The sequence below is a fragment of the Nocardiopsis sp. FR4 genome (assembly GCF_009830945.1).
Taxonomy (GTDB): domain Bacteria; phylum Actinomycetota; class Actinomycetes; order Streptosporangiales; family Streptosporangiaceae; genus Nocardiopsis.
The window spans coordinates 1-23,977 of sequence record NZ_VWVV01000024.1; the positions used below are offsets into that span (position 1 = coordinate 1).

Sequence of the window (23,977 nt, forward strand, 5' to 3'; positions counted from 1 at the left end):
GCGAGTACTACGACGAAACCCACCTGGCCATCGCCGGCCTGGTCTCCGACCGCACAGCTATGCGGTAATCACCCACCAGCCGACTCGCTGGGCCAGCACGCCCCAACCTCAATCGCGCACCACGTCGATAGTCTCCGGAACATGGGTAGACCCGCGCGCTTCAGTACCGAGCTCCTGGTCGGCACCGCCACCGCCCTGGCCGCCGAGGGCGGACCGGCCGCGGTGACCATGGCGGCCGTGGCCCGCGGGGCCGGGGCGCCCAGCGGTTCGCTGTACCACCGCTTCCCGGGGCGGCCCGCGCTGCTGGCCGCGGTGTGGCTGCACGCGCTGGAGGACTTCCAGGCCGGGTGCCGCGAGGCGCTGTCCGCCGAACCGGCGCTGGAGGCGGCCGTGGGCACCGCCCGCCACGTGGTGGCCTGGAGCCGCGCCCGCCCCGACCTGGCGCGGGTGCTGCTGTACCGGCCGACCGAGTTCGACTCCCCGCACTGGCCCGAGGCGGACCGCTCCCGGATGAGCGCGGCCAACGCCGGGGTCGGCGGGCTGCTGGCCCGGGTGGCGCTCGCCCTGCGCGAGCCGGGCGAGGAGGAGGCGCGGGCGCGTGAGCGGGTGCGCCTGGCCGTGGTCGACCTCCCGCTGTCCCTGGTGCGGCGCCACCTCCTGGGGGGCGGGGGCGTCCCGGAGGACGCGGAGGCCCTGGCCGCCGAGTCCGCCCGCCGCCTGCTTCAGCCCCCGTCGGCGCCCGGGGGCGCCGAACCCCCTTCCGGGTGCGCGGGCGACGGCCCCGGAGCGTCGTCGGACCCGCCGTCGGGACTGAGGAAGTAGGCGCCCAGCGCACCCGCCAGGGAGGCGAACACGACCACCGAGTAGACGGCGAGCGCCACCTCCAGGATCCGCGCGAAGGTGTCGTCGGCGCTCAGCGGCTGCCCCGAGACGGTCGTCAGCGCGGCCGCGTGCAGAGCCGTGGCGTAGTCGCCGTAGGAGCCCAGGATGTAGAGCAGCTGGCTGGAGCCCAGCACCACGATGGCGGTGACCACCGCCAGCCAGGCGATGCGTCCTGAGAGCAGGCGAGAGGCCGAACGCGATCCACGGACCGCGGCCGAGAGCACCCCGCCGATCCGGGCGGTGCGCAGCAGGACGAAGGCCCGCGCGAAGCGCAGGAAGGGCAGGGCGAGGAAGAGCAGCTGCCACCAGTTGCGCCTCCAGAAGAGGCGCTGGTCGCGCGCGACGTAGGCGCGCAGCGCGAACTCGGCCACGAAGAGCAGCCACAGCAGCCAGCCCAGCCAGGTCAGCGCGGTGACCAGCACGGGCGTCGTGGCCAGGGCCTGGCCGAGAACCACGAGGACGAAGGCGAGGCCGAGCGCGCCCATCGGCTTGTCCAGCCAGCGGGCCAGCGTCTCGGCCGCCTCCAGGCCCCGCCGTGTCCCACCCGGTTCCCCGGTTCCGGTCGGTGTGCTCATGGCACGGCCACTACCCGGAGTACGGGCAGGCCACCGGCGCGAGGGGGCGGGCGCGGGGAACGGGTCCCGCGCCCGCCCCTGGTCAGCGCACCGGAAGACCGGTGACGGCGCGGCCGATGATCAGCCTCTGGATCTCGCTGGCGCCCTCGAAGATGGTGAAGATCGTGGCGTCGCGGTGCCACCGCTCCACGGGGTAGTCGCGCGTGTACCCGTTGCCGCCGAGGATGCGCACGGCGTTCTGGGTGACGAAGGTGGCGGTCTCGCTGGCGAAGAGCTTGCTCATCGAGCCCTGCGCGTTGTCGAAGTCCTTGTCGTTGCGCGCCATCCACGCCGCGCGCCACACCAGCAGCCGGGCGGCGTCGATGCGGGTGGCCATCTCGGCCAGGGTGAAGGCCACGCCCTGGTTCTCGCCGATGGGACGACCGAACTGCTCGCGCTGGGTGGAGTAGTCGCGGGCGTACTCGTAGGCGGCGCGGGCGCAGCCCACGGCCATGGCGCCCACGGTCGGCCGGGAGGCCTCGAAGGTCTTCATCGCCGCCTGGCCCTTGGAGCGCCGGCCCTCGCGGGCGCGGGCCAGGCGCTCGTCGAGCTTCTCCTTGCCGCCGAGCAGGCAGGAACCGGGCAGGCGCACGTCGTCCAGGACCACCTCGGCGGTGTGCGAGGCGCGGATGCCGTGCTTGGCGAACTTCTGCCCCTGGCTCAGACCCGGCGTGCGGGGCGGCACGATGAAGGTGGCCTGGCCGCGCGCGCCCAGTTCCGGCTCCACGGAGGCGACCACCACGTGGATGTCGGCGATGCCGCCGTTGGTCGCCCACGTCTTGGTGCCGTTGAGCACCCACTCGTCCCTGGCCTGGTCGTAGACGGCGCGGGTCCGGATGGCCGAGACGTCACTGCCCGCGTCGGGCTCGGAGGAGCAGAACGCGGCCAGCCGGATGTCGTCGGGGGTGCCGAACATCTGCGGCGTCCACTCCAGCAGCTGCTCCTGGGTGCCGTTGGCGGCCACCGACACCGCGGCCAGACCGGTGCCGGTGATGGCCAGGGCGATGCCGGGGTCGCCCCAGTACAGCTCCTCGAAGGCGACGGGGATGCCGATACCGCTGGGCTCCAGCCACTGGTTGGCGAAGAAGTCGAGGGAGTACAGGCCGATCTTGGCGGCCTCCTGGATGATCGGCCAGGGGGTCTCCTCCCGTTCGTCCCACTCGGCGGCGGCGGGGCGGATGACGTCGGCGGCGAACCCGTGCGTCCAGTCCCGGACCTCGCGGACGTCCTCACTCGGTTCCAGGCTGAAGGCGGGCGCGGGGGCCTCACTCATGCGCTTACATCCTTTGTCGGACCCTCCGGGGCGGAGGGGCGGCCAGTGCTGTTACCAACGGTAACAGCAAGGGCTTCCCCGCCACAACGCCGGCGGGGGCCGGAGCGGGCCCCGGCCCCCGAGCCTCAGTCCAGGGCATGCTTCTCCAGGAAGGTGTAGACGTCGTGCTCGTCCACGCCCGGGAAGGTGCCCGAGGGCAGCGCCGAGAGCACGTGCGAGTGCGCGCGGGCCGAGGGCCACACGTTGCCCTCCCAGCGCGCGGCCAGGTCGGCCGGCGGGCGCACGCAGCACTCGCCGCTGGGGCAGTTGGACTTGGTGCGGTTGGTGGTCTCGCGCCCCCGGAACCAGCGCGACTCCTTGTAGGGCACGCCCAGCGTGATCGCGAAGTTGCGCTCCCGGCTGGGGTCCACGTGCGCCACGCACCAGTGCGTGCCGTTGGGCTTGTCGGTGTACTGGTAGTAGATCGAGTAGCGGTCGGGCGAGGCGAAGACCTGGCGCCCCGACCACTGGCGGCACATCCGCTGGCCCTCGATGGCGCCGGTGTCGTCGGTGGGGAAGACCAGCCCGTCGTTCTCGTAGGCCTTGTAGATGATCCCGGTCTCGTCGTTGCGGATGAAGTGGCAGACCAGGTCCAGGTGGCGGTGGGCCAGGTTGGTGAACCGGTGCGCGGCCATCTCGTAGGAGACCGAGTACACGTCGCGCAGGTCCTCCACGGACAGGTCGCGCGCCTGCTTGGCCTCCTGCAGGTAACGCACGGCGGTGCTCTCGGGGATGAGGACGGCGGCGGCGAAGTAGTTGGCCTCCACCCGCTGGCGCAGGAAGTCGCCGAAGTCGCGCGGCTGGCTGTGGCCCAGCACCACGTGCCCCAGGGTCTGCAGCAGGATCGTGCGGGGGCTGTGCATGCCCAGCGTGGTCTCGCGCTTGAGGTAGATGCGCCGGTTGACGTGGTCGGTCAGGGAGCGCACCGAGCGGGGCAGGTCCTGCACGTACCTGAGCGAGAAGCCGTGGTGGGTGGCGATCGCGAGGATCTGCCCCTGGGACAGGGCCCCCGCGGTGTAGTTGACGGCGTTCAGGGTCTCGGCCGCGGCCTTCTCGATGTGCTCGAAGTAGTTGCCGCGCTCGCGCATCTGGCGGCGCAGGTCGGCGTTGGCCCGGCGGGCCTCCTCGGGGGTGGCCGTGGGCTTGGCGTGCCGCCGCTTGAGTTCCTCGTACAGGCCAACGATGTGTTCGAGCACGTCGTTGGGGACCCGCTTGCCCACCTTCAGGTGCGGCAGGTTCAGGTCCTGGTACAGGGGGTCGCGCTGGGCCTCCTCCACGGCGATCTCCAGCTGTGCGCGGCGGCTCGGGGGCTGCTTGGACAGCAGTTCCTCCACCGAGACACCGAGGGCGGAGGCCAGGGAGGTCAGGAGGGAGAGCTTGGGCTCGCGCTTGCCGTTCTCCAGGAGGGAGAGCTGGGAGGGGGCCCTACCAACGCGTTCGCCCAGGTCGGAGAGGGTGAGGCCGCGTGCGCGCCGCAGATGGCGGAGCCGCTGACCAAAGGTGACGAGATCTAGGTCACCTGTCAAAGACGGTATTTCTTCAGTACCAAAGTACGCCATGGGTTCATGTTACGGAAAGAATCGTTGTTCTTCGCACGATTTCCGGTGGAAAACCCTTGGAACTTCCTCAAGAATTCTAGTTACCGGCGGGGAACATACCGCCCGGGGCTCACCCCCTGGCCCCGGCAGGACCCCCTCGACCGGTGCGAACACCTTGGGGACTACACGTAAGGCGGGATCGAACATGGGCACCAGCGCTCGACGACAGGAAGCCAGCGCCGCACTCCAGCGCGACTGGGAGACCAACCCCCGGTGGGCCGGTATCGAGCGCACCTACTCCGCCGACGACGTGGTCAAGCTCCGCGGTTCGGTCACCGAGGAGCACACCCTGGCCCGTCGCGGCGCCGAGCGCCTCTGGGACCTGCTCCACACCGAGGACTACGTCAACAGCCTCGGCGCCCTCACCGGCAACCAGGCGGTCCAGCAGGTCCGCGCCGGCCTGAAGGCCATCTACCTCTCCGGGTGGCAGGTCGCGGCCGACGCCAACCTCTCCGGCAACACCTACCCGGACCAGAGCCTGTACCCGGCCAACTCGGTCCCGGCCGTGGTCCGCCGGATCAACAACGCGCTCCTGCGCGCCGACCAGATCACCTGGGCCGAGGGCGACGACAGCGCCCCCGAGTGGCTCGCCCCGATCGTGGCCGACGCCGAGGCCGGCTTCGGCGGCGTCCTCAACGCCTACGAGCTGATGCGCGGCATGATCGCCGCGGGCGCGGCCGGTGTGCACTGGGAGGACCAGCTGGCCTCCGAGAAGAAGTGCGGCCACCTGGGCGGCAAGGTCCTCATCCCCACCGGCCAGCACGTCAAGACCCTGAACGCCGCCCGCCTGGCCGCGGACGTCGCCGGTGTCCCGTCCCTGGTCATCGCGCGGACCGACGCCCAGGCCGCGACCCTGATCACCAGCGACATCGACGAGCGCGACCAGCCCTTCATCACGGGTGAGCGCACCGGCGAGGGCTTCTACCGCTTCCGCAACGGCGTCGAGGCCTGCGTGGCCCGCGGCCTGGCCTACGCCCCGCACTCGGACCTGCTGTGGATGGAGACCGCGACCCCGGACCTGGAGGTCGCCCGCCAGTTCGCCGAGCGCATCAAGGCCGAGTACCCGGACCAGATGCTGGCCTACAACTGCTCGCCGTCCTTCAACTGGAAGCGCCACCTGGACGACGCGACCATCGCCAAGTTCCAGCGCGAGCTGGGCCACATGGGCTACAAGTTCCAGTTCATCACCCTGGCGGGCTTCCACTCGCTCAACTACTCGATGTTCAACCTGGCCAAGGGCTACGCCCGGAACGGGATGACCTCGTACGTCGAGCTGCAGGAGGCCGAGTTCGCGGCCGAGGCCAACGGCTACACCGCGACCCGCCACCAGCGCGAGGTCGGCACCGGCTACTTCGACGCCATCAGCACGACCATCTCCCCCGAGGCCAGCACCACGGCTCTCACCGGCTCCACCGAGGAAGACCAGTTCTCAGCGGCTCACTGACTCTGGTCTTCGTTCCCAGGAGGCCGTCCCTCCCCGCTTTCGTGGCTGGGGCGGGGCGGGACGGCCTCCACCCCCTAGCCGTCGGCCATGCGCGCTCCGTGTCACACGCGCATGGCCGGCGGCTTTTCCCATGCCCGAAACCCTGTCACAGGAGCTGTACCACGCGCCTTCCCCTCCCGCGGGAATCAAACAGCGCTGACTGGCCGCATGAGGCCAGATCGCCCCCCGTGTGCCCCTGGTCACCGCCGCTTCCGGCGTCTAAGGTGGTTCGCGTATGGGTCACGAATAAGTAACACCCGCTGCACGCCCCGCCCGGTCCCGAGCCGGGCGGAAACGCCTCGTGGGCGGGTCGCGGCCCCAGGCGCACATCCCCGAACCGATGGAGTCAGCAGTGAGGCTTGAGGACATCAGCAAGGAGACCCTGACCACCGTCCGCCGAGTGCTCGCGGGTGGGGCGATCGCCGCCGTCGCCGTGTTCGGCGCCGCGGCCTGCGAGGACACCGCCGTGGACGCTCCCGAGGTGGAGGAGCCCGGCATGGAGGGCGAGGACGGCATGGAGGGAGGGGAGGGCGAAGAGGACGACGAGTAGTCGCCTCCGCCCCCTTCTCCGGACGACGCGCCCCGGGCGGCGGACACCGCCGCCCGGGGCGCGTTCCGTGCGTCGCTCCCCCTGGTCACACGCCTCGCCGGGCGGCGCGTACCCTGCAAGGCGTGACCGACAAGACCCACCCGCCGCGCGCCGAGCGGCACGCGGGACCGCCGCCCCCGCCCGCTCCGACCGCCGACCGGCGCCTGCTGCGCTGGGAGGTCCTGTGCGTGCTAGCCCTGTCCCTGGGCGCCGCCGCGGTCTCGGCGACCATCTCCTTCGTCGGCGTGCTCACCGCTCCCGAGTCCCTGGCCGAGCACACCGCCAGCCTGGTGCGGCCCCGGGCCCGGGAGCGCCCCTGGCTCGACCTGTCCTGGCAGCTGTACGCGGTGGCCACGGCCCTGGTCCCGGTGCTGCTGGTGGCCTACCTGCTGCGCCGCTCGGGTGAGTCCGCGCGCACGATCGGCTTCGACGTGCGCCGCCCCGGCCTGGACCTGGGCGGCGGCGCGGCCCTGGCCGCGCTCGTCGGCGCGGGCGGCCTCGTGGTGTACGTGGTCTCCTGGCGGCTGGGCCTGACGGTCACCATCGCCCCCAGCACCCTGGAGGGCAACTGGTGGGACGTACCCGTCCTGGTGCTCCAGGCCGCCAAGAACGGCGTCCTGGAGGAGGTGATCGTGGTCGGCTACCTGCTGCACCGCCTGGGACAGCTGGGGTGGGCCCCCTGGAAGGCGGTGCTGGCCAGTTCGGTGCTGCGCGCCTTCTACCACCTCTACCAGGGCGTGGGGATGTTCTTCGGCAACCTGGTGATGGGCCTGGTCTTCGGCTGGTTCTACCTGCGCTACGGGCGCGTGATGCCCCTGGTGGTGGCGCACACGGTCATCGACGTCGTGGCCTTCGTGGGCTCGGTCCACCTCATCGGCCGTCTGGACTGGCTGCCGGTGTGAGGCCCCGCTCGGCGAGTACGTCCTCCAGGTAACGGGGGCGGCCCAGCAGCAGGCCCACGCCCAGGTTCACCACGACCAGCGCCGCCAGCAGCAGCAGGGGCGCGTGCCAGCCGCCGCTCACCTCGTGCAGCAGGCCGAAGAGGAAGGGTCCGGAGCCGCCCATGAGGTAGCCCAGGCTCTGCCCGCAGGCGGACAGGGCGGCGGTCCCGGCCCCGGTGCGGGTGCGCAGCGCGAAGGCGGTCAGCGCGAAGACGAAGGAGCCCATGCCCACGCCCACGAAGGTGGTCCAGACCCACACGCCCGACAGAGGCGCGAACCACAACCCGACCAGGCCCGCCAGGTAGAAGGCGGCGAACCCCGCCACGAAGGGGCGCTGGTCGCCGGTGCGGGTCAGCAGCGTGGGCAGCAGCAGGGACATGGGGATGCCCAGGACGGTCAGGTAGGACAGCGCCAGACCCGCGGTCTGGGCGTCCATGCCCTGGTCGCGGAGCATCTGGGCGTACCAGCCGAACATGATGTAGGCGACCGAGGACTGGGTGCCGAAGTACAGCAGGCACTGCCAGCCCAGCCCGGTGGAGAGCACCTGGCGGAAGCCCAGGGCCCGGCCGGAACCGCCGCGTCCGGGCTCGTGGCGCAGCACCAGCAGCCAGGGGACGGCGGCGACGACGCCGAAGAGTGCGTAGGCGCCCAGGGCCGCGCGCCACTCGCCGGTGGACTGCTCCAGGGGCACGGTGGCCGCGGCGGCGATGGTGGTCCCCAGGGCCAGGGCGGTGGTGTACACCGTGGTCATCAGCCCCACGCGCTCCGGGAAGTGCTCCTTGACCAGGGCAGGCAGGATGACGTTGCCGACGGCGCCGCCGGACAGGGCCAAGGCGCTCAGGGCCAGGAAGGTCCAGGGCTCGGGGGCCACCGCCCGCGCGGCCAGGCCCGCGGTCAGGGCGGTCAGCGCGCAGAGGAGCAGACGGTGCTCGCCCAGGCGGCGGGCCAGGGCGGGGGCCAGGCCGCCGAAGAGCGCGAAGCACAGCACGGGCAGGGTGGTCAGGGCACCGGCGCCGACCGCGCTCATGCCCAGTCCGGCGGTGACCTCGTCCAGCACCGGGCCCACGCTCGTGATGGCGGTGCGCAGGTTGAGCGCCGCCAGGGCGATCCCGGCGGCGAGCAGCAGCAGGACCGTCCGCGGCGGGCGCGCGGCGGCGGGCGGGGCCGCGGGGGAACCGCTCGTCACGGAGGTGCGGGAGGCTGGTCCGACGCTCATGGAGACGACTTCCAGAGATTCATAGGATGACCCGATGTACTTCATGAGGATAACGCATTACCGTTCAAGGCCAATTCCCGACCGTAACTGGTCTAAGCTCCGGCCTTAACCGTTCCGTACCTGTGCGCTGGCCCTGTCATCCGGCGACCCGCCCCTAGGAGGTAAACGCGTGCCCCTCGCCTCGACACGCCGGACCGGTCTCGTGGACCAGGTCATCACCCAGTTAAGAGCCCAGATCGACTCCGGTGAGTGGGGCGTCGGCGACCGCATCCCCACCGAGTCCGAGCTCTCCGACCAGCTCGAGGTGGGACGCAACACCGTCCGGGAGGCCGTGCGCGCCCTCGCCCACGCGGGGCTGCTGGAGATCCGCCAGGGCGCGGGCACGTTCGTGCGCGCCTCCAGCGAGCTCGGGGGCGCGCTGCGCCGCCGCCTGGAGCGCTCCCGGCTGCGGGAGAACCTGGAGGTGCGCCGCGCGCTGGAGGTGGAGGCGGCCCGTTTGGCCGCCCTGCGCCACAGCGAGGAGGACATGGCCGACATCGACCGCGCCATGGCCCTGCGCGAGGCCGCCTGGCGCGAGCGCGACATGGGCGCGTTCGTGGAGGCGGACTTCACCTTCCACCGGGCGGTCGTCAACGCCACCCACAACACGCTACTCATCGACCTGTACGACGACATCGCCCAGGTGGTGTACGCGAGCATCGCCCACACGGCCTACGAGCAGAACGACGAGGCCACCGACCAGCCCTCGTCGGCCACCGACGGCGTGGACCACTCCAAGCTGACCGAGGCGATCCGCGAGGCCGACGCGGCCGGGGCCGCGCGCGAGGCCACCTGCTACATCGACGAGCTGCTGTCCCTGACCGAGGAGGACTGAGCGCCTCCCGCGCGCCGGGGCCCGGGGTCGCCCGAACGGTTCCTTCGGGCCCCGGTCACCGGCGGAGCGCGGCTCCGGGGCTCAGTCGCCCCGGCGGGACTCGCCCACGGCGGGGCGCGGTGCGACCCTCGGCCGGGCCCCGGGGTGCCCCTCGGCGCTGCGGGCCGCGGCCTCGCGCAGCGCCTCCAGGGTGCGCGAGCGCCCCGTCCCGGGGCGGCGGGAGCGCGCGTCGGTGCCGCCCTCCCAGCCCACGACCCGGGAGGGGTCCAGCCCGAGCAGGTCCAGGGTGCTCTCCCCGGCGTGGACGGCGTCGATGATCTCCCGCTCCCGGGAGACGCTGTCCAGGGTCCGGGCGATGATCGAGCTGACCTGCCCCCGGGGCAGGCACACCACACCGTCGTCGTCGGCCACGATCCAGTCACCGCGGCGCACCGGCAGGGGCGTGGGACCGCCCGCGGTCATGCTGATCTGGCGGCCGACCGAACCCCCCGCCTCGTGCCCGGCCTCGCGCACCGCGACACCGGCGCCGAACACGGGCAGTTCGCAGCGGACGATGGCGCCGATGTCGCGCACGCAGCCGTCCAGGACGATCCCCCTGACCCCGCGGGTGCTGGCGGCCACGGCGAGGATCTCGTCGACGTATCCGTACTCGGCCTCGCCCGCGACGTCGACCACCAGGGCGGATCCGGGGGGAGCCTGGGCCACGGCGACGTGGATGGCGAGGTTGTCCCCCGGTGTGCAGCGCACGGGGAAGGCGGTCGCCGCGAAGGCGGCCCCCGGCCAGACGGAGAACAGGTGCGTCCCGAACGGCCGTCCGCCGCAGCGCGCCAGCGCCGCCGTCCCCACCGCCGTCAACGTATCCTCAAGCGCCACGTCAGCCTCCCCACTCACACCCGCGCCCGGTGCGGCCGGTCCCGGACCGGCCCCTCCCTATACTCACCGGTAACTTAAGCGTGACGCAAGCCATAAGCGCTGCAAACACGTAAAAATGTTACCGCCGGTTACAGAGTCGGACGAAGAGCGGAGCCCCCGGCGCCCGAACCCGGACCGGAGCGGGGCCCGGGAACAACGCGGCCCGCTAACCGGAGATCCACTCCACCGGCCGCTCACCGCCCCGCCGCTCCTTGCGCACGGACAGGTGGTCCCAGCACTCCACGTAGCCCACACCCGGGGTCGAGCGCACCGCCTCCAGGGCCTCCACCAGCTGGCAGCGGTCCGGCGCGGTGAGGGCGCCGAGCACGTCGTAGCGGCCGAAACCGCTGGCCAGGAAGGCGACCCTGGGCATGTTGGCCAGCGCCGCGCCCAGCGCCTCGGCGTCGCCCCGACAGCGCAGGCCGAAGCCCAGCCGCTCGTTGGCGCCCACCGCCGCGGGCTCCACCAGCGCGGTCACGTGGACCACGCCGGAGTTGAGCAGGCGCACCACCCGGGAGCGGGCCGCGGCCTGCGACAGGCCCACCTGGCGCGCCAGGTCCGCGTAGGAGGACCGGCCGTCCCGGAGCAGCTGGCGGACCAGGCGCCAGTCCAGCGCGTCCAGTTCGATGTCGTGCAGCTCCCGCACGCTGCTGTGCTCGTCCTTGAACACGGCGTTGGCCCGGAAGACCTCCACCCCGTCCACACCGGGCAGCGAGCGCAGCTCGGACAGCTCCTTGGTGAGCGCGGCGTCGTCGGCCACCCGCACCTGGGCCACCGCGGGGAAGCGCCCCGCGCACTGGGCGGCGAAGGTCACGGCCTCGCGCTCGCCCAGCTCCTCCAGCAGCGGGCCCACCGGGCCGCTGACACGGAACGACACGTGGCCCAGGACGTCCATCCCGACCACCCCGGCGTGCAGTACACCGACGATCCTGATCGCCCCTGACTGCACGAGCTGGCGCACCCTGGCGCGCACGGCCGTCCTCGACAGGCCGACCCCGTCGGCCAGTGCCTGGAACGTCGCTCTGCCGTCCCCCTGCAGCGCGCGCATGAGCGCGGCGTCAACCGCATCGAGCACGATGGCTTGCCTTTCGTTCCCATGACGCCGCCCTTCCCCCGGACGGCGCCCCCTCCTGCGGCCAGATCATCGCAGCTGCGGCGCCCGTGCACTACTGATCGAGAAAGAAATCGGTTGATTCACCCCTTTGATTGGCCCGAAAGCATCGCCCAATGCCCCATCCACCACCTCCATGACACATAACAGACTTGTATAGAACATCCATCATCACTGAGTAGCCGTCTCCACAACTCTCGCAAAGCGCCACACTGTTCAGGCGGGTCCGCACGGCCCACCCGGAGGACTCCCCCGCCTCCGCAACGGCCGAACGCGCGCCCCGCCCAACGCGTCCGAGTAGACGGGTGCCGTCCGCTGGGGAACCGGAGAGGCCCTCTCGGACGTGTACCTAACAGGGGTTTCGGACACCGGCCACGGCCGCCGTCGGGCGACCATGGCGTGGACGACGACGAAGGACGGGGCGACCCGCCCCGCGGCTGGAGAGGAACCACCGGTGGCAGCGGAGGACGAACAGCGGGACGGGGCGCCCGCGCGCCCCAGTACGGGTCGGGCACTGCTGTGGACCGCGGCCTCGGTTCCCCTTCCGGGCCTGGCCCACCTGCGGATGCGGTACAGGCTGGGCGGGACGGTGATCCTGGGCGTGTACCTGTCCGCGATCCTGGCCGTACTCGTGTGGGGGTGGCGACTGGGCGCCGACGAGGCCGGGGCCATGACGGTGCTGGCCCGCATGGCCCTGCAGGACCAGTGGCTCCTGGGTGCCATGGGCGTGGTGTTCGCCGTGGCGGTGCTGTGGCTGACGGTGATCGTGCACTCGTGGGTCATCACCCGGCCTCCCGGTACCTCCCGGGGCGCACAGGCGCTGGGGGCGGTCGTGGTCGTGCTGCTGTGCGTGCCGGTCGCCGTGCCCTCGGCGCTGGCGCTGCACGGCGGCTACACCGCCTTCCAGACGCTCAACAACGTCTTCCACGCCGAGGACGACCCCCTCCAGCCCCCGCACGACAGCGCCGACCCCTGGAACGGCCAGGACCGGGTCAACGTGCTACTGATCGGTTCGGACTCGGCGGACAACCGCTACGGCGTGCGCACCGACACCATGATGGTCGCCAGCATGGACACCCACACCGGGGACACGGTGCTGGTGGGGCTGCCCCGCAACATGGAGAACGCCCGCTTCCCCGAGGACAGCGCCCTGGCCGAGCGCTACCCCGAGCCCTACGGGTTCGACCTGCTGCTCAACGACGTGTACCAGACCGTGGCCGAGGAGCCCGAGGAGCTGGCGGTCAACCCGGACGCGGCCGACCCCGCCGCCGACACCCTCAAGCGGGTGATCGGTCACAACGTCGGCCTGGAGATCGGCTACTACGCGATGGTCGACATGATGGGCTTCCGCGACCTGATCGACGCCATCGGCGGCGTGGAGGTCCTCATCGAGGAGCCGATCCCCTACGGGGTGCGCGGCGGGGTCCTGGAGCCGGGCCGACGGGTGCTGAACGGCCACGACGCCCTCTGGTACGGCCGGTCCCGGGTCAACAGCGACGACTACGGCCGGATGGGCCGCCAGGGCTGCCTGATCAAGTACGTCGCCGAGCAGGTCGAGCCGACCACCATCCTCACCAGCTACCGGCGCCTGGCGGGCGCCACCGAGCGCACCCTGAGCACCGACATCCCCCAGACCAAGGTGCCCGCGTTCGTCGAGCTGGCGGACCTGGTGACCGACGAGGGCAACCTGGAGACGCTCCAGCTGTCACCGCCGCAGGTCAACACCGCCAACCCGGACTGGGACGCGGTCCGGTCCCTGGTCGCCCAGGCCGTGGGCGCCGAGCCCGCCTCCGGCGAGGGGCTGGCCGAGGAGGCCTCCGGCGCCCCGTCCGAGGAGGCGGACGACGGGCTGGCCGAGGAGACCTCCGAGGAGGCCGCCGAGGACGACGGACTCACCGAGTGGCAGGAGTACACCGGCCTGGACGAGGAGGAGCCCGCCGACCCGGGCCGCCAGGTGGGCGAGGAGGCCACCGACCTCAACGCCCTGTGCCCGTAGGCCGCGTGCCGCCGGGGCCGGGCGCCGCCGCCCCGGTACGGGCGGCGTGACACCGTTCCTCAGGGGTGTGCGGCAGGGACGTCTGACGCCACCTTCCGGAACCGCGCGGCGCACCCCGGGCGCCCTCCTCCCCGATCGGCTGGGAGAGCCGGTGCCGCGGGGCGGTGGGGCGGCCCGCGGACGAACTTTCCCGGTCACCGCCCACGACGGGTCCCCCGAGGCCTCCCCACCACCGTGCAGCGCCTTCGTGGGGCAGCGCCGCAGTGCTCACTCATGTGCGCGGGTGCGGGTTGAGGAACCGTCACGTCAACGGCAGACAAACCCTTCTGGCCGGTGTCGGTCAGAAGGGATCCGGCTGTTGCCGCCCCGGGGGAGCCGTGTGACCCTGACCGCGTGACCCCCGCGCAGATCTGGACACTCGTCGCGTTGGGCGCCTTCCACGGCCTGCACCCGGGCATGGGCTGGCTCCTGGCGGTGACCCGCGGACTCCAGGAGGGCGGTCGCGCCCAGGTGCTGCGCTCACTGCCCGCCATCGCCGCCGGGCACGCCGCGAGCGTGGGGGTGGCGGCCGTGTTCATCACCGTCACCGGTTCGGCCACCACCTCGGTGCTCTTTCCGGTGGTGGGCGGCGCGGTGATCGTTCTCCTGGGACTGGGGATGCTGCTGTCGCGACGGCACTTCCACTGGCGCGAGGTGCGCCTGCCGCTGTGGCAGCTGTCCGCGTGGACGTTCCTGATGTCCTCGGCCCACGGCGCGGGGCTGATGGTGATGCCGGTGCTGGCTGGGCAGCTGACACAGGCGCACTCCGGCGGGCACGGAGCGCACGCGGCCCCCTCCCCCGCGACGGAGACTGCCGCGGGCGCCGGGACCGCCGGAGCGGCGGCGGAGGGCGCGACCGCGGCCGAGCGGGCGTGGAGCCTGTGGGACGCGACGCTGGTCGGGCTGGCCGCGACGGGGGTGCACACGGCGGCGATGCTGGTCGCCGCGGGGGTGGCGGCGCTGCTCGCCCACGACTTCCTGGGCGTGCACGCGCTGCGCTGGCGCGGGGTCACCATGGACCGGATCTGGGCGCTGACGCTGGTCCTGGGCGGCCTCTTCGTCCTGTGGTCGGTCCGCTGACCCCGGAACGGTGACCGGAGCGCGAAAAAGGGAAAATGCCCGTAGTGTCGGAAATGTGGCAACTTCGGGTCGGGCCACTCCGCGGCCCGCGCGGGCGGGCGAGGCCGCCCCGGCACGAACGTGGAGGAGCGAGAAGGCATGGCACACAGAACCGCGCGTCCCGAGCGCCACGGCCGGGGCGCGCTCGCCGCGGTCGCCGTCGTGGTCGTGCTGGTCGTGGTCGCCGTACTGAGCGTCCGCTGGGTGGTCCGCAACACCGACGTGCCGCTCCCCGTGTCGATGCCGTGGGGTCCCGAGTGCGCCGTGTGGACGGGCCAGGAGCATGTCCGCCTGGACCGGGACCAGGCCCGCCGCGCCACCACCGCCGCGGCCGTGGCCGCGCAGGGCGACGCCGCCCCGATCGGCTCGCCCGACACCAGCGACATCCCCGACGAGGTGATGACCCTGCTGGAGGAGGGGCCCGAGGAGGACGCCGGGCCCTCGCTGAGCTGCCGGTCGACGAAGAACCCCGACCTGCGGGTGCAGGAGGAGCTGGAGCCCTCCGGGCTGACCGCGCGCGCCCAGCGGCTCAAGGACGGGATGGACGAGCACTTCGCGGAACTGAGCACCGGCGGGTACCACCCGGGCGGTTTCGACACCGGGCACGGCGAGGACTCGGCGCACTACGACGGGCGGGCCATCGACGTCTTCTACCGTCCGGTCAACGAGGAGAACCGGCGCGCGGGCTGGGTGATGGCCCACTGGCTGATCGCGCACGCGCCGGACTACGCGATCGACGTGATCATCTTCGACGACCGGATCTGGAGCACGAGCTACCCGTCGCTGGGCTGGCGCCGCTACGAGGCCGACGATCCCGACAACGAGATCCTGCGGCACCTGGACCACGTGCACGTGGACGTCCAGGAGGGCCGGGGCTCCGCCGAGGCGGGCGGCTGAAGCACGGGGGCGGGCCGCCCCCGTGCGCCGTCGCGGGGCGCTCAGTCCTCCAGGCGGAACCCCACCTTGAGGCCCACCTGGAAGTGCGCGACGTCGCCCTCCTCGATGTGCCCGCGGATCTCGGTCACCTCGAACCAGTCGAGCCCGCGCAGGGTCGCCGAGGCACGGTCGATGCCGTTGCGGATGGCCTGGTCGATCCCCTGCGGCGAGGTGCCGACGATCTCGGTGACGCGGTAGGTGTGGTGGGACATGTGGGACCCCCTGCGTGGTCGGTGGCACTGCGTGGTCGGTGGCACTGCGTGGTCGGTCGTGCGACGCGACCCCCGCCTCCTGCTCTCCCCGCAATCCCCCGCCACCACACGGGGCGCTCCGCCGCACGCCGGGTCCGGCGGCGGCGGACCGGTCCCGGCGCTTGACCCGGCACCGACCCGGACCCGGCGTGCGGTTGGCACGCCCTTGACCCCGGCCGGGCGCCGACACTTACCGAAAACACACGCCGGAACCCTGGGTGAAATGCCAGTTCATGCCTGGAATGGGACTAAAGTCCCTGTATTTGTGGGACTCTCCCGAGACAACGTCGTAACTGACTCTTGACGTATACCGGGGGGCATCGGTGTACATTGGGTTCTAGCGCTTCGGTCCCCCGTCGGAGCGCGGACGCGATGTTTCGAGCCCCCGTCGAAACATCGCCTGCGACGCCGGGTGGTTTGCCCCCGTAGCCACCCGGCGTCGCCCTGTGTCCGGCCCCGGGCCGCACCGCGCGGACCGGCGCGAAAGACCAGGTCCATCCCGTGGCTTGACCATGGGGGCCGATTCTCCGACTGGGGGTCAGCATTGGGTAAACCGGCCCTTCCGCCGCAGTGCTCGCGCCGCGGCTGCCGTGCCGACGCCGCCTGGGCCCTGGTGTGGAACAACCCCGCCCTGCACACCCCCGACCGGCGCAAGGTCTGGACGGCCTGCGACGCGCACCGGGAGTACCTGTCCAACTTCCTGGGCATGCGCGGCTTCCTGCGCGAGACCGTGCCGATGGAGGAGTTCGAGGGCTGAGCCCGCCGGGCCGCGCGGCCCGGTCCCGCCACCGGCGGACGCGCTCAGCCGCCGGGAGGATCCAGCAGGCGACGGGCCCGGGCGAGGTCGTCGGGGGTGTCGCAGTCGGCCACCGCCAGGTCGTCGGCCAGCCGTACGGTACGCGGTTCCAGCGGTCCGAGCAGCCCGTACAGCGAGCGCCCCCGGTAGTCGGCCAGCGCGGCGCGGACCGCGTCGGTGCGCCAGACCCCCGTCAGCCACTGCTCGCGCCCGGCGGAGTCCGCGAACACCGCGCCCGTCCCGCCGGCTTCCAGCGCGGCGTCGAGGACGGCCAGGTGGGCGGGGGCCAGGTGGGGCAGGTCCGCGGCCAGCAGGGCGAACCGGGGAGCGCGCACGTGGGCCAGACCGGTGCGCAGGGCGGGTACCGGTCCCGAGCCGGGCGGGTCCTCCCGGACGTAGAGCGCGCGGGGGCTGGGCCTGGGCGGGCCGACCACGACCACCCGCGCGCCGTCCTCCCCGTGACCCCTCGCGGGGCGCTCGGCGGCGTTGTGCGCGCGTACGGCGTCGGTGACCCGCTCCAGCAGGGTGCGCCCGCCCACCGCCAGGCCGGGTTTGTCGATCCCTCCCATGCGGCGGGCCGCGCCTCCGGCCAGGACGACCGCGTCCAGGGGCGTGTCCGCCCCCTCGGGGCGAGCCATGGGTCAGACCTCCGTCTCGGCGAGACCGTCCACCACGTCGTCCAGGACGAGCTTGCGGTCCTCCATCGACATCTGCCGCAGCTCCTTGAGCGCGGGCCCGGTGTCGACGCTGGTGCCCCGCGACCCCCGGATGGTGCACACCCGCATGCAGTGCTGGGTGGGCCCCCGCCAGAAGTCGCGCTCGTCGATGGGTGCGATGCGGTACACCGTGGCCGGGTACTGCACCGGTCTGCTCGGCGAGTGCCACCGCTGGGCCCTGGCCAGGACGAAACCCGTCAGCAGCGAGTCGAACACCCCTCCGGAGGCGAGGTCGGCCAGTGCCTCCCGGTCCCCCTCGCGCAGGCACGCGTCGCAGCCGTCCAGCTCGGCCCGCAGCAGCCAGCGGGCCCGGGCGTGCGCCACGTCGGAGTTGCGGAGCTTGCTCGGGTGTCGGTGTCCCATGCAGGAAGGGTACGCGGGTACGGCCTCAGCCCTTGACGCACACCACCTGGCGCAGGCGGGCGACCACCTCGACCAGGTCGGACTGGGCCCGGACCACCGACTCCAGGTCCTTGTAGGCGGCCGGGATCTCGTCCACCACGCCCAGGTCCTTGCGGCACTCCACGCCCCTGGTCTGCTCGACGAGGTCGGCCTGGCTGAAGGTCCTGCGGGCCTTGTTCCGGCTCATCCGGCGGCCCGCCCCGTGCGAGGCGGAGTTGAACGAGTCGGGGTTGCCCAGCCCCCTGACGATGTAGGTGCCGGTCGCCATGCTGCCCGGGATGATGCCGAAGTCGCCCGCACCGGCCCGGATGGCGCCCTTGCGGGTGACGAGCACGTCCACCCCGTCGTAGGTCTCCTCGGCCACGTAGTTGTGGTGGCAGGAGATCCACTGCTCGGCACGCGCGCCCGGGACCTGCTCGGTCAGGGCGCGGAAGGCCAGGCCCATCATCACGTCGCGGTTGCGCCGCGCGTACTCCTGCGCCCAGAACAGGTCCCGGCGGTAGGCCTCCATCTCCGGGGTCCCGGACACGAACACCGCCAGGTCGCGGTCGGGAAGGTCCTGGTTGTGCGGCAGCTCCCGGGCCCGGCCGATGTGGTACTCGGCCAGTTCCTTGCCGATGTTGCGCGATCCGGAGTGCAGTACCAGCCAGACGGCGCCCCGGTCGTCCAGGCACACCTCCAGGAAGTGGTTGCCGCCGCCGAGGGTGCCCATCTGGTGGAGGGCCCGCGAGCGGCGGGTGTGGACCGCGGGGGCCAGCTCCTCGAAGCGGTCCCAGAACACGTCCCAGCGGGTGCTGCGCAGGGTGGGGACGGTGGCGGGGTCCACGGGCTCGTCGTGGGCGCGGAAGCCGACCGGGACCGCGGCCTCCAGCGCGGAGCGCAGCCGCCCCAGGTCGTCGGGCAGGCGCTCGGCGGTCAGGTCGGTGCGCACGGCGGTCATCCCGCAGCCGATGTCGACCCCGACCGCGGCGGGGCTGACGGCGTCGCGCATGGCGATGACCGAGCCCACCGTGGCCCCCTTGCCGTAGTGCACGTCCGGCATGACGGCGAGGCCGTGCACCCAGGGCATCCGGGTGACGTTGCGCAGCTGTTCCATCGCCGCGCCCTCGACCTCCCCGGGCGCGGCCCACATACGGATCGGGACGCGGTCCCCCGCGACTTCGGTGTAGGGCATGGACGGCCACCTCCCCTTCCGGACCGGCCCGTACGCGCGGCACGGGTGTGCCGCCCGCAGTATCAAGCCAGAGCGGGAGCCGGTGGTGCAACGTGTTTTCCCCCTACCCGGAATCCGTGCCGGTCCACCGGCGCGGGGAGGGGAACGGCGGGCGCGGGGTCCGGGCGCGCCGGTCGGGTCCTCAGCCGCCGATCGCCGACATCGGTCGGGACGGCTGCAGGAAGCTGGGGTCGTTGATGCCGTGTCCGGGCAGCTTGACGGCCACGGCGGCGGCCCAGCTGCGGGCGATCTCCTCGTCGCTGGCGCCGTTGCGCAGCAGGGTGCGCAGGTCGGACTCCTCCCGGGCGAACAGGCAGTTGCGCACCTGTCCGTCCGCGGTCAGGCGGACCCGGTCGCAGGCCCCGCAGAAGGGCCGGGTGACCGAGCCGATGACGCCGACGGTGGCCTGCTCCCCGTTGGGGAAGGAGGCGCCGCGCACGTGGAAGAGCTCGGCCGGGGCGCTGCCGCGCGTGTCGGCGTCAGCGGCCTCCAGTACGAACTCCGCCTCCAGCGCGGCGAGGATCTCCTCGGCGGTGATCATGGTGTCGCGCCGCCAGCCGTGCTGGGCGTCCAGCGGCATCTGTTCGATGAAGCGCAGCTCGTAGCCGTGCTCGACGCAGTAGCGCAGCAGGTCGGCGGCCTCGTGGTCGTTGACGCCGCGCATGAGGACGGCGTTGACCTTCACGGGGGTGAGTCCGGCGTCGGCCGCCCCGGCCAGGCCGTCGAGGACGTCGGGGAGTCGGCGGCGCCGGGCCAGGGTCTCGAACACGTCGGGGTTCAGGGTGTCGAGGGAGACGTTGACCCGGTCGAGGCCGGCCTCGGCCAGGGCGGGGGCCATACGGGCAAGCCCGATGCCGTTGGTGGTGAGGGCGGTGTGGGGTCGGGGGGTCAGGGCGGTGGTTCCGGCGACGAGGCCGGGCAGGCCGCGTCGGAGCAGGGGTTCGCCTCCGGTGAAGCGCACCTCGGTGATGCCGAGGCGGGTCACGCCGATGCGGATCAGGCGGAGGAGTTCGTCGTCGGTGAGCAGTTCCGGCTTGGGCAGCCACTCCAACCCCTCGGGGGGCATGCAGTACGTGCATCTGAGGTTGCAGCGGTCGGTGAGCGAGACCCGAAGGTCGGTCGCCACTCGCCCATAGGAGTCGGCCAGCACGGGCGTCACCTCTCCAGTCCGAGTTGCCGGGCGGTTCGTGTGCGAAGGCACCCACCCGGAGGGATACCCATAGGTAAGCGTAGAAGATGCCTCTTTAACGGCGAGTAGTGGTCTTCGCACCATATGGCGTAGTTCGTCGTCCCCTACGAAAGGTCGCCCGGTCCAGGGGCCGTTCCGGGGGCGGGACGACCCGATGGTGACGTCCGCGACATCCGACTACCCCGTCTCCCCGTCCCCACGCGCGCAGGGCTTGGACGAAGATCCAAGCACCTCCGGGTGCCCCTCCTCCGCCCCGCGCCGTAGGGTGACCTCGATCCTTCCGGACCCGGAGGCTGACAAGGAGACATGACACGGTGATCACCACGCGCGAATGGGCCCTGGCGGGCGGTCCCGACGGCTCGGAGCGGCTGGCCGCACGGGCCTGGGCCCCGACCGGGAGCGAGCCGACCTGGCTGGTGGTACTGGTACACGGCTACGGCGAGCACCTGGGCCGGTACGAGCGGGTCGCCGCGGACCTGGTCGCGGCGGGCGCGGTGGTCTACGGCGCCGACCACCGCGGGCACGGGCGCTCCTCCGGCGAGCGGGTGCTGGTCGAGGACTACTCGGGCGTGGTCCAGGACGTGCACCGGGTCATCACCCAGGCGCGCACCGCCTACCGGACGCTGCCGCTGGTGCTCGTCGGCCACTCCATGGGCGGCCTCATCGCCGCCCGCTACGCCCAGACCCACCCTGAGCACCTCAGCGGGCTGGTGCTGTCCGGGCCGGTGCTGGGCCGCTGGGCGGCCCTGGAGCACCTCGCCGCGGCCGAGGTGATCCCCGACGCCCCGATCGACCCGGCCACGCTCTCGCGCGACCCGTCCGTGGGCGAGGCCTACGCCGCCGACGAGCTGGTCTGGCACGGCCCCTTCAAGCGGGCCACCGTGAACGCCCTGCTCACCGAGATGGAGCGGGCCGGGGAGGCCGGGAGCGTGGGCGGCCTGCCCCTGCTCTGGCTACACGGGTCCGACGACCGCCTGGTTCCGCTGGAGGGCACCAGGGGGGGCATCGTCTCGCTCATGGGCGAGGATTTCACCGCCCGCGTCTTCCCCGGCGCCCGTCACGAGGTGTTCAACGAGACCAACCGCGACGAGGTCCTCGGCGAGGTGGTGCGCTTCGCCCGGCGGTTCGCGGCGCCCGCACCGGGGGCCTGAGGGACCGCCGGAGCGGGTGCGGGCCCCGGTGTCCGGCAGGGGCCGCGGCCCCACGGGTCAGACGTAGAGCTGCCCGCGGGGCTGCACCGGGTGGGCCAGGGTCTGGGTGTAGGCGGCGGCCAGGCGCTCCACGGCGTCGGCGAGCACGTCCGGGGGCTGGGTGTAGGCCAGGCGCAGGTAGCGCTCCAGGGTGCCGTCGGCGCCGAACACCGGCCCCGCCGCCGGGTGGACCCCGTGCCGGACGGCGGCGGCGGACAGCGCGCCGGCCACCGGCTGGGGCAGCGCGGCCCACAGCACCAGGCCGCCCCCGGGCACGTTCGGCCGCCAGTCGGGCAGGCGTTCGCGCAGCGCGCGCAGCAGCGCGTCGCGGTTGCGGCGCAGCTGACGGCTGCGCTCGGCTCGGATGCGCATCACGTCGGCGAACAGGTGGGTGGCGGTGAGCTGGTCCAGCACCGCCCCCGCCAGGTCGAAGCGCTGGCGGGCGGCCATGAGCCGGGCCACCATCGGCGGGGTCGTGCGCACCCACCCCACCCGCAGCCCGCCCCACAGCAGCTTGGCCACCGAGCCCACCGTCAGCACCCGCCCCTCGGTGTCGTGGGCCGCCACCGGCGCGGGCAGGTCCCCCGAGTCGATGGCCAGCTCCGCGACCGACTCGTCGATGACCAGGTGGGTCCCCGCGCGGCGCGCCTCGCGCACCAGCACGCGGCGCTCGTCGTCGTCCATCAGGGCCCCGGTGGGGTTCTGGAAGTCGGGGATGAGGTAGGCCAGGCGCGGCCTCCACTGGCGGAAGGCGTCGACGAGGTACTCCATGTCCCAGCCCTGCGGGGTCACTCCGACGGTACGCAGCCGGGCTCCGGCGTGGCGGGCCGCGTCCAGCGCGTGCGGGTAGGTGGGCGACTCCACCAGGACCTCGTCGCCGGGCTGCACGAGCAGGTCCACCGCCAGCGCCACCCCCTGCTGGGCGCCGTTGGTGACGAAGATCTGCTCGGGGGTGGTCGGCAGCCCGCGTTCGACGTAGCGGCGGGCGATGGCGTGGCGCAGCTCGGGCAGGCCGTAGGGGTAGTAGCCCAGGCCGCCCACGTGCGCGGCGAGCTGTTCGGCGGCCCGTAGAGCGGCGGCGCGCAGCCCGTCCACGGCCGCGGGCGCGGCCAGGCCCAGGTCGATGTGCTCGGCTGCCGGGCCGAAGGGCGAGGGCTCGCTGGTGCCGGAGTCGGGCAGCACGGTCCAGCTGCCCGCCCCCTGCCTGCTCTCCAGGAAGCGGTTGTCGCGCAGCCAGGCGTAGGCGGCGGTGACGGTGTTGCGGCTGACCCCCAGGGCGGCGGCCAGGTCGCGTTCGGCGGGCAGCCGGGTGTTGCTGGGGACCCGTCCGTCCAGCACCAGCCCGCTGACGGCCTTGGCGATGGCCAGGTAGTAGGGGCGCTCCACGGGGGCCTCACCGATGAGGCGGGCCAGGAGGCGCCCGTTGATCCGCCGGGTGCCGCCGCCGGAGCGCTCCGCCGCCCGCTGGACGCTCTGCCTCGCCATGCCCTCTCCCGTCCCCGTGCAACGGGCCACTTGCCCGTATTGGCACTTCTCTCGAGGCGCCACATCCGCCACGATACCGAGGTGGATCCCTACTGGCCCCCGGGGTGTGCGGGGATCCGACGCACCGGGCCCTCCGAAGGCTTTTCATCCGATGAACCAATGACTGAAGGGATCCCCCGTGACCGTACAGCCCTCCGCCACCCGCGGCGCGGCCGCCCGTCTGCTGGGCCGGCTGCTGGTCACCCCGGCCCTGCCCCGTCCCCGGCTGCGGCGCCTGGTCCAGCTGTACGCGGGCCTGGCCCTGTACGGTCTGAGCGGTGCCCTGCTGGTCCACGCGGGGCTGGGCGCGATGCCCTGGGACGTGCTGCACCAGGGCCTGTCCCGCCAGACCGGCCTGTCCATCGGCACGTGGAGCGTGCTGGTCGGCGCCCTGCTGATGCTGCTGTGGATCCCGCTGCGGCAGAAGCCGGGACTGGGAACGCTGAGCAACGTGGTCGTGGTGGGTCTGACGGTGGACCTGTTCCTGTGGCTGCTTCCCGAAACCGACATCCTGGCCGTTCGGGTGGTGTTGTTGGGCCTGGGGGTGCTGGTGTGCGCGGTGGCCACCGGGTGCTACATCGGGGCCCAACTGGGACCCGGCCCTCGCGACGGCCTGATGACCGGCCTGGCCGCGCGGGGGTGGTCGGTGCGCGTGGCACGGACCGCGATCGAGGTGACCGTGGTGGTGACCGGGTTCCTGTTGGGGGGAACGGTGGGTGTGGGGACCCTGGCGTTCGCTCTGGCGATCGGTCCGCTGGCCCAGGTGTTCCTGCCGCTGATGCGCGTGCCCGCGCCCCCGGCAGCCGGTCCCGACGGCTCCTGAGACCATGGGCGGAGCCGGGCACGGGGCCGCCCCGCGGCCCGCGGCGCTGTGCGCGGAACGCCGGGTGGCCGGGTGGGCAGGGACGCAAAGCCCGGCTGTGATCGAATATTGATCACCGCGTCATAACTTCTGCCCTGACAAACTCTCCCATTTCTCCACATACCTCCCTGCACTTTCCGATGCACGTGCAGCTGCGGGTAGCGCGCTCCTCTCGAAGAGGGGAAGATGGGGACCGCGGTGAACGGAAAGGA

23 protein-coding genes are annotated in these 23,977 nt (G+C 72.7%); 11 read left to right on the top strand and 12 right to left on the bottom strand.

The annotated features are described in order from the left end of the window. Positions 1–141 precede the first annotated feature (141 nt). Complete coding sequence (locus FYW95_RS19710; protein WP_159942414.1) at positions 142–822, top strand: TetR/AcrR family transcriptional regulator; 681 nt, start codon at positions 142–144, stop codon at positions 820–822. Here FYW95_RS19710 and FYW95_RS19715 read toward each other — a convergent pair. From FYW95_RS19715 to FYW95_RS19725, 3 genes are all read right to left on the bottom strand, one after another. Continuing rightward, positions 723–1,457: a hypothetical protein gene (locus FYW95_RS19715; RefSeq protein WP_201294948.1), complete on the bottom strand. Its 735-nt coding sequence runs from the start codon at positions 1,455–1,457 to the stop codon at positions 723–725. The two genes, FYW95_RS19710 and FYW95_RS19715, sit on opposite strands and share 100 nt — an antisense overlap. 82 nt (positions 1,458–1,539) lie before the next feature. After that, entirely contained in the window at positions 1,540–2,769 is a 1,230-nt protein-coding gene (locus tag FYW95_RS19720) for an acyl-CoA dehydrogenase family protein (protein WP_159942413.1), read from the bottom strand. 125 nt (positions 2,770–2,894) lie between these two features. Further along, on the bottom strand, positions 2,895–4,334 hold the full coding sequence (locus tag FYW95_RS19725) for an XRE family transcriptional regulator (protein ID WP_159942412.1): 1,440 nt from the start codon (positions 4,332–4,334) through the stop codon (positions 2,895–2,897). A 217-nt stretch (positions 4,335–4,551) separates the two neighbouring features. Between FYW95_RS19725 and aceA the strand changes: the two genes are divergently transcribed. From aceA to FYW95_RS19740, 3 genes are all read left to right on the top strand, one after another. Beyond that, positions 4,552–5,850: an isocitrate lyase gene (gene aceA, locus FYW95_RS19730; RefSeq protein ID WP_159942411.1), complete on the top strand. Its 1,299-nt coding sequence runs from the start codon at positions 4,552–4,554 to the stop codon at positions 5,848–5,850. 391 nt (positions 5,851–6,241) lie between these two features. Beyond that, the gene (locus FYW95_RS19735; protein ID WP_159942410.1) at positions 6,242–6,439 is read left to right on the top strand and encodes a hypothetical protein; all 198 of its coding nucleotides are present in this window, start codon (positions 6,242–6,244) and stop codon (positions 6,437–6,439) included. Between the two features lie 122 nt (positions 6,440–6,561). Next, positions 6,562–7,380: a CPBP family intramembrane glutamic endopeptidase gene (locus tag FYW95_RS19740; protein WP_159942409.1), complete on the top strand. Its 819-nt coding sequence runs from the start codon at positions 6,562–6,564 to the stop codon at positions 7,378–7,380. On the opposite strand, the gene FYW95_RS19745 is transcribed toward FYW95_RS19740, so the two are convergent. Continuing rightward, positions 7,349–8,635, bottom strand: coding sequence for an MFS transporter (locus FYW95_RS19745; protein WP_201294949.1), 1,287 nt, complete (start codon positions 8,633–8,635; stop codon positions 7,349–7,351). The two genes, FYW95_RS19740 and FYW95_RS19745, sit on opposite strands and share 32 nt — an antisense overlap. A gap of 169 nt (positions 8,636–8,804) precedes the next feature. Here FYW95_RS19745 and FYW95_RS19750 point away from each other — a divergent pair, with 169 nt between their 5' ends. Then, positions 8,805–9,509, top strand: a complete 705-nt coding sequence (locus FYW95_RS19750; RefSeq protein ID WP_159942408.1) for a FadR/GntR family transcriptional regulator — start codon at positions 8,805–8,807, stop codon at positions 9,507–9,509. Positions 9,510–9,590: 81 nt separating this feature from the next. Here the strand turns inward: FYW95_RS19750 and FYW95_RS19755 are convergent, their stop codons facing one another. Both FYW95_RS19755 and FYW95_RS19760 read right to left on the bottom strand, forming a co-directional pair. Then, positions 9,591–10,355: an RraA family protein gene (locus FYW95_RS19755; RefSeq protein WP_159942482.1), complete on the bottom strand. Its 765-nt coding sequence runs from the start codon at positions 10,353–10,355 to the stop codon at positions 9,591–9,593. A gap of 232 nt (positions 10,356–10,587) precedes the next feature. Next, on the bottom strand, positions 10,588–11,496 hold the full coding sequence (locus FYW95_RS19760) for an Lrp/AsnC family transcriptional regulator (protein WP_159942407.1): 909 nt from the start codon (positions 11,494–11,496) through the stop codon (positions 10,588–10,590). Between the two features lie 490 nt (positions 11,497–11,986). Between FYW95_RS19760 and FYW95_RS19765 the strand changes: the two genes are divergently transcribed. The 3 genes from FYW95_RS19765 to FYW95_RS19775 all read left to right on the top strand — a co-directional run bounded on the left by FYW95_RS19765 (position 11,987) and on the right by FYW95_RS19775 (position 15,583). Continuing rightward, positions 11,987–13,528 carry an LCP family protein gene (locus tag FYW95_RS19765; protein WP_159942406.1) on the top strand — a complete coding sequence of 514 codons (1,542 nt, stop codon included), beginning with the start codon at positions 11,987–11,989 and terminating at the stop codon, positions 13,526–13,528. 393 nt (positions 13,529–13,921) lie between these two features. Further along, entirely contained in the window at positions 13,922–14,647 is a 726-nt protein-coding gene (locus tag FYW95_RS19770; RefSeq protein WP_159942405.1) for a cell wall anchor protein, read from the top strand. Positions 14,648–14,785: 138 nt separating this feature from the next. Continuing rightward, complete coding sequence (locus FYW95_RS19775) at positions 14,786–15,583, top strand: VldE C-terminal domain-containing protein (protein ID WP_159942404.1); 798 nt, start codon at positions 14,786–14,788, stop codon at positions 15,581–15,583. A gap of 41 nt (positions 15,584–15,624) precedes the next feature. Here FYW95_RS19775 and FYW95_RS19780 read toward each other — a convergent pair whose 3' ends face one another. Continuing rightward, on the bottom strand, positions 15,625–15,834 hold the full coding sequence (locus FYW95_RS19780; RefSeq protein ID WP_159942403.1) for a dodecin: 210 nt from the start codon (positions 15,832–15,834) through the stop codon (positions 15,625–15,627). Positions 15,835–16,417: 583 nt separating this feature from the next. Between FYW95_RS19780 and FYW95_RS19785 the strand changes: the two genes are divergently transcribed. Beyond that, complete coding sequence (locus FYW95_RS19785) at positions 16,418–16,630, top strand: hypothetical protein (RefSeq protein WP_159942402.1); 213 nt, start codon at positions 16,418–16,420, stop codon at positions 16,628–16,630. A 44-nt stretch (positions 16,631–16,674) separates the two neighbouring features. Here the strand turns inward: FYW95_RS19785 and FYW95_RS19790 are convergent, their stop codons facing one another. The 4 genes from FYW95_RS19790 to moaA form a co-directional block, all read right to left on the bottom strand. Then, positions 16,675–17,307: a molybdenum cofactor guanylyltransferase gene (locus tag FYW95_RS19790; RefSeq protein WP_159942401.1), complete on the bottom strand. Its 633-nt coding sequence runs from the start codon at positions 17,305–17,307 to the stop codon at positions 16,675–16,677. 3 nt (positions 17,308–17,310) lie between these two features. Next, positions 17,311–17,748, bottom strand: a complete 438-nt coding sequence (locus FYW95_RS19795) for a hypothetical protein (protein ID WP_159942400.1) — start codon at positions 17,746–17,748, stop codon at positions 17,311–17,313. A gap of 25 nt (positions 17,749–17,773) precedes the next feature. Next, on the bottom strand, positions 17,774–18,961 hold the full coding sequence (locus FYW95_RS19800; RefSeq protein WP_159942399.1) for an RtcB family protein: 1,188 nt from the start codon (positions 18,959–18,961) through the stop codon (positions 17,774–17,776). A gap of 181 nt (positions 18,962–19,142) precedes the next feature. Beyond that, complete coding sequence (gene moaA / locus FYW95_RS19805; RefSeq protein ID WP_236567751.1) at positions 19,143–20,150, bottom strand: GTP 3',8-cyclase MoaA; 1,008 nt, start codon at positions 20,148–20,150, stop codon at positions 19,143–19,145. 353 nt (positions 20,151–20,503) lie between these two features. Between moaA and FYW95_RS19810 the strand changes: the two genes are divergently transcribed. Then, complete coding sequence (locus FYW95_RS19810) at positions 20,504–21,340, top strand: alpha/beta hydrolase (RefSeq protein ID WP_159942397.1); 837 nt, start codon at positions 20,504–20,506, stop codon at positions 21,338–21,340. Between the two features lie 57 nt (positions 21,341–21,397). On the opposite strand, the gene FYW95_RS19815 is transcribed toward FYW95_RS19810, so the two are convergent. Continuing rightward, entirely contained in the window at positions 21,398–22,864 is a 1,467-nt protein-coding gene (locus FYW95_RS19815) for a MocR-like transcription factor YczR (protein WP_159942396.1), read from the bottom strand. Positions 22,865–23,042: 178 nt separating this feature from the next. Between FYW95_RS19815 and FYW95_RS19820 the strand changes: the two genes are divergently transcribed. Next, positions 23,043–23,726, top strand: coding sequence for a membrane protein YczE (locus tag FYW95_RS19820; RefSeq protein WP_159942395.1), 684 nt, complete (start codon positions 23,043–23,045; stop codon positions 23,724–23,726). Positions 23,727–23,977: the final 251 nt, after the last annotated feature.

Coding starts and splice junctions, on each gene's coding strand:
- FYW95_RS19710 (WP_159942414.1), top strand. CDS start 142: ATGGGTAGACCCGCGCGCTTCAGTACCGAGCTCCTGGTCGGCACCGCC.
- FYW95_RS19715 (WP_201294948.1), bottom strand. CDS start 1,457: ATGAGCACACCGACCGGAACCGGGGAACCGGGTGGGACACGGCGGGGC.
- FYW95_RS19720 (WP_159942413.1), bottom strand. CDS start 2,769: ATGAGTGAGGCCCCCGCGCCCGCCTTCAGCCTGGAACCGAGTGAGGAC.
- aceA (WP_159942411.1), top strand. CDS start 4,552: ATGGGCACCAGCGCTCGACGACAGGAAGCCAGCGCCGCACTCCAGCGC.
- FYW95_RS19745 (WP_201294949.1), bottom strand. CDS start 8,635: ATGAGCGTCGGACCAGCCTCCCGCACCTCCGTGACGAGCGGTTCCCCC.
- FYW95_RS19775 (WP_159942404.1), top strand. CDS start 14,786: ATGGCACACAGAACCGCGCGTCCCGAGCGCCACGGCCGGGGCGCGCTC.
- FYW95_RS19780 (WP_159942403.1), bottom strand. CDS start 15,834: ATGTCCCACCACACCTACCGCGTCACCGAGATCGTCGGCACCTCGCCG.
- FYW95_RS19790 (WP_159942401.1), bottom strand. CDS start 17,307: ATGGCTCGCCCCGAGGGGGCGGACACGCCCCTGGACGCGGTCGTCCTG.
- FYW95_RS19795 (WP_159942400.1), bottom strand. CDS start 17,748: ATGGGACACCGACACCCGAGCAAGCTCCGCAACTCCGACGTGGCGCAC.
- FYW95_RS19800 (WP_159942399.1), bottom strand. CDS start 18,961: ATGCCCTACACCGAAGTCGCGGGGGACCGCGTCCCGATCCGTATGTGG.
- FYW95_RS19815 (WP_159942396.1), bottom strand. CDS start 22,864: ATGGCGAGGCAGAGCGTCCAGCGGGCGGCGGAGCGCTCCGGCGGCGGC.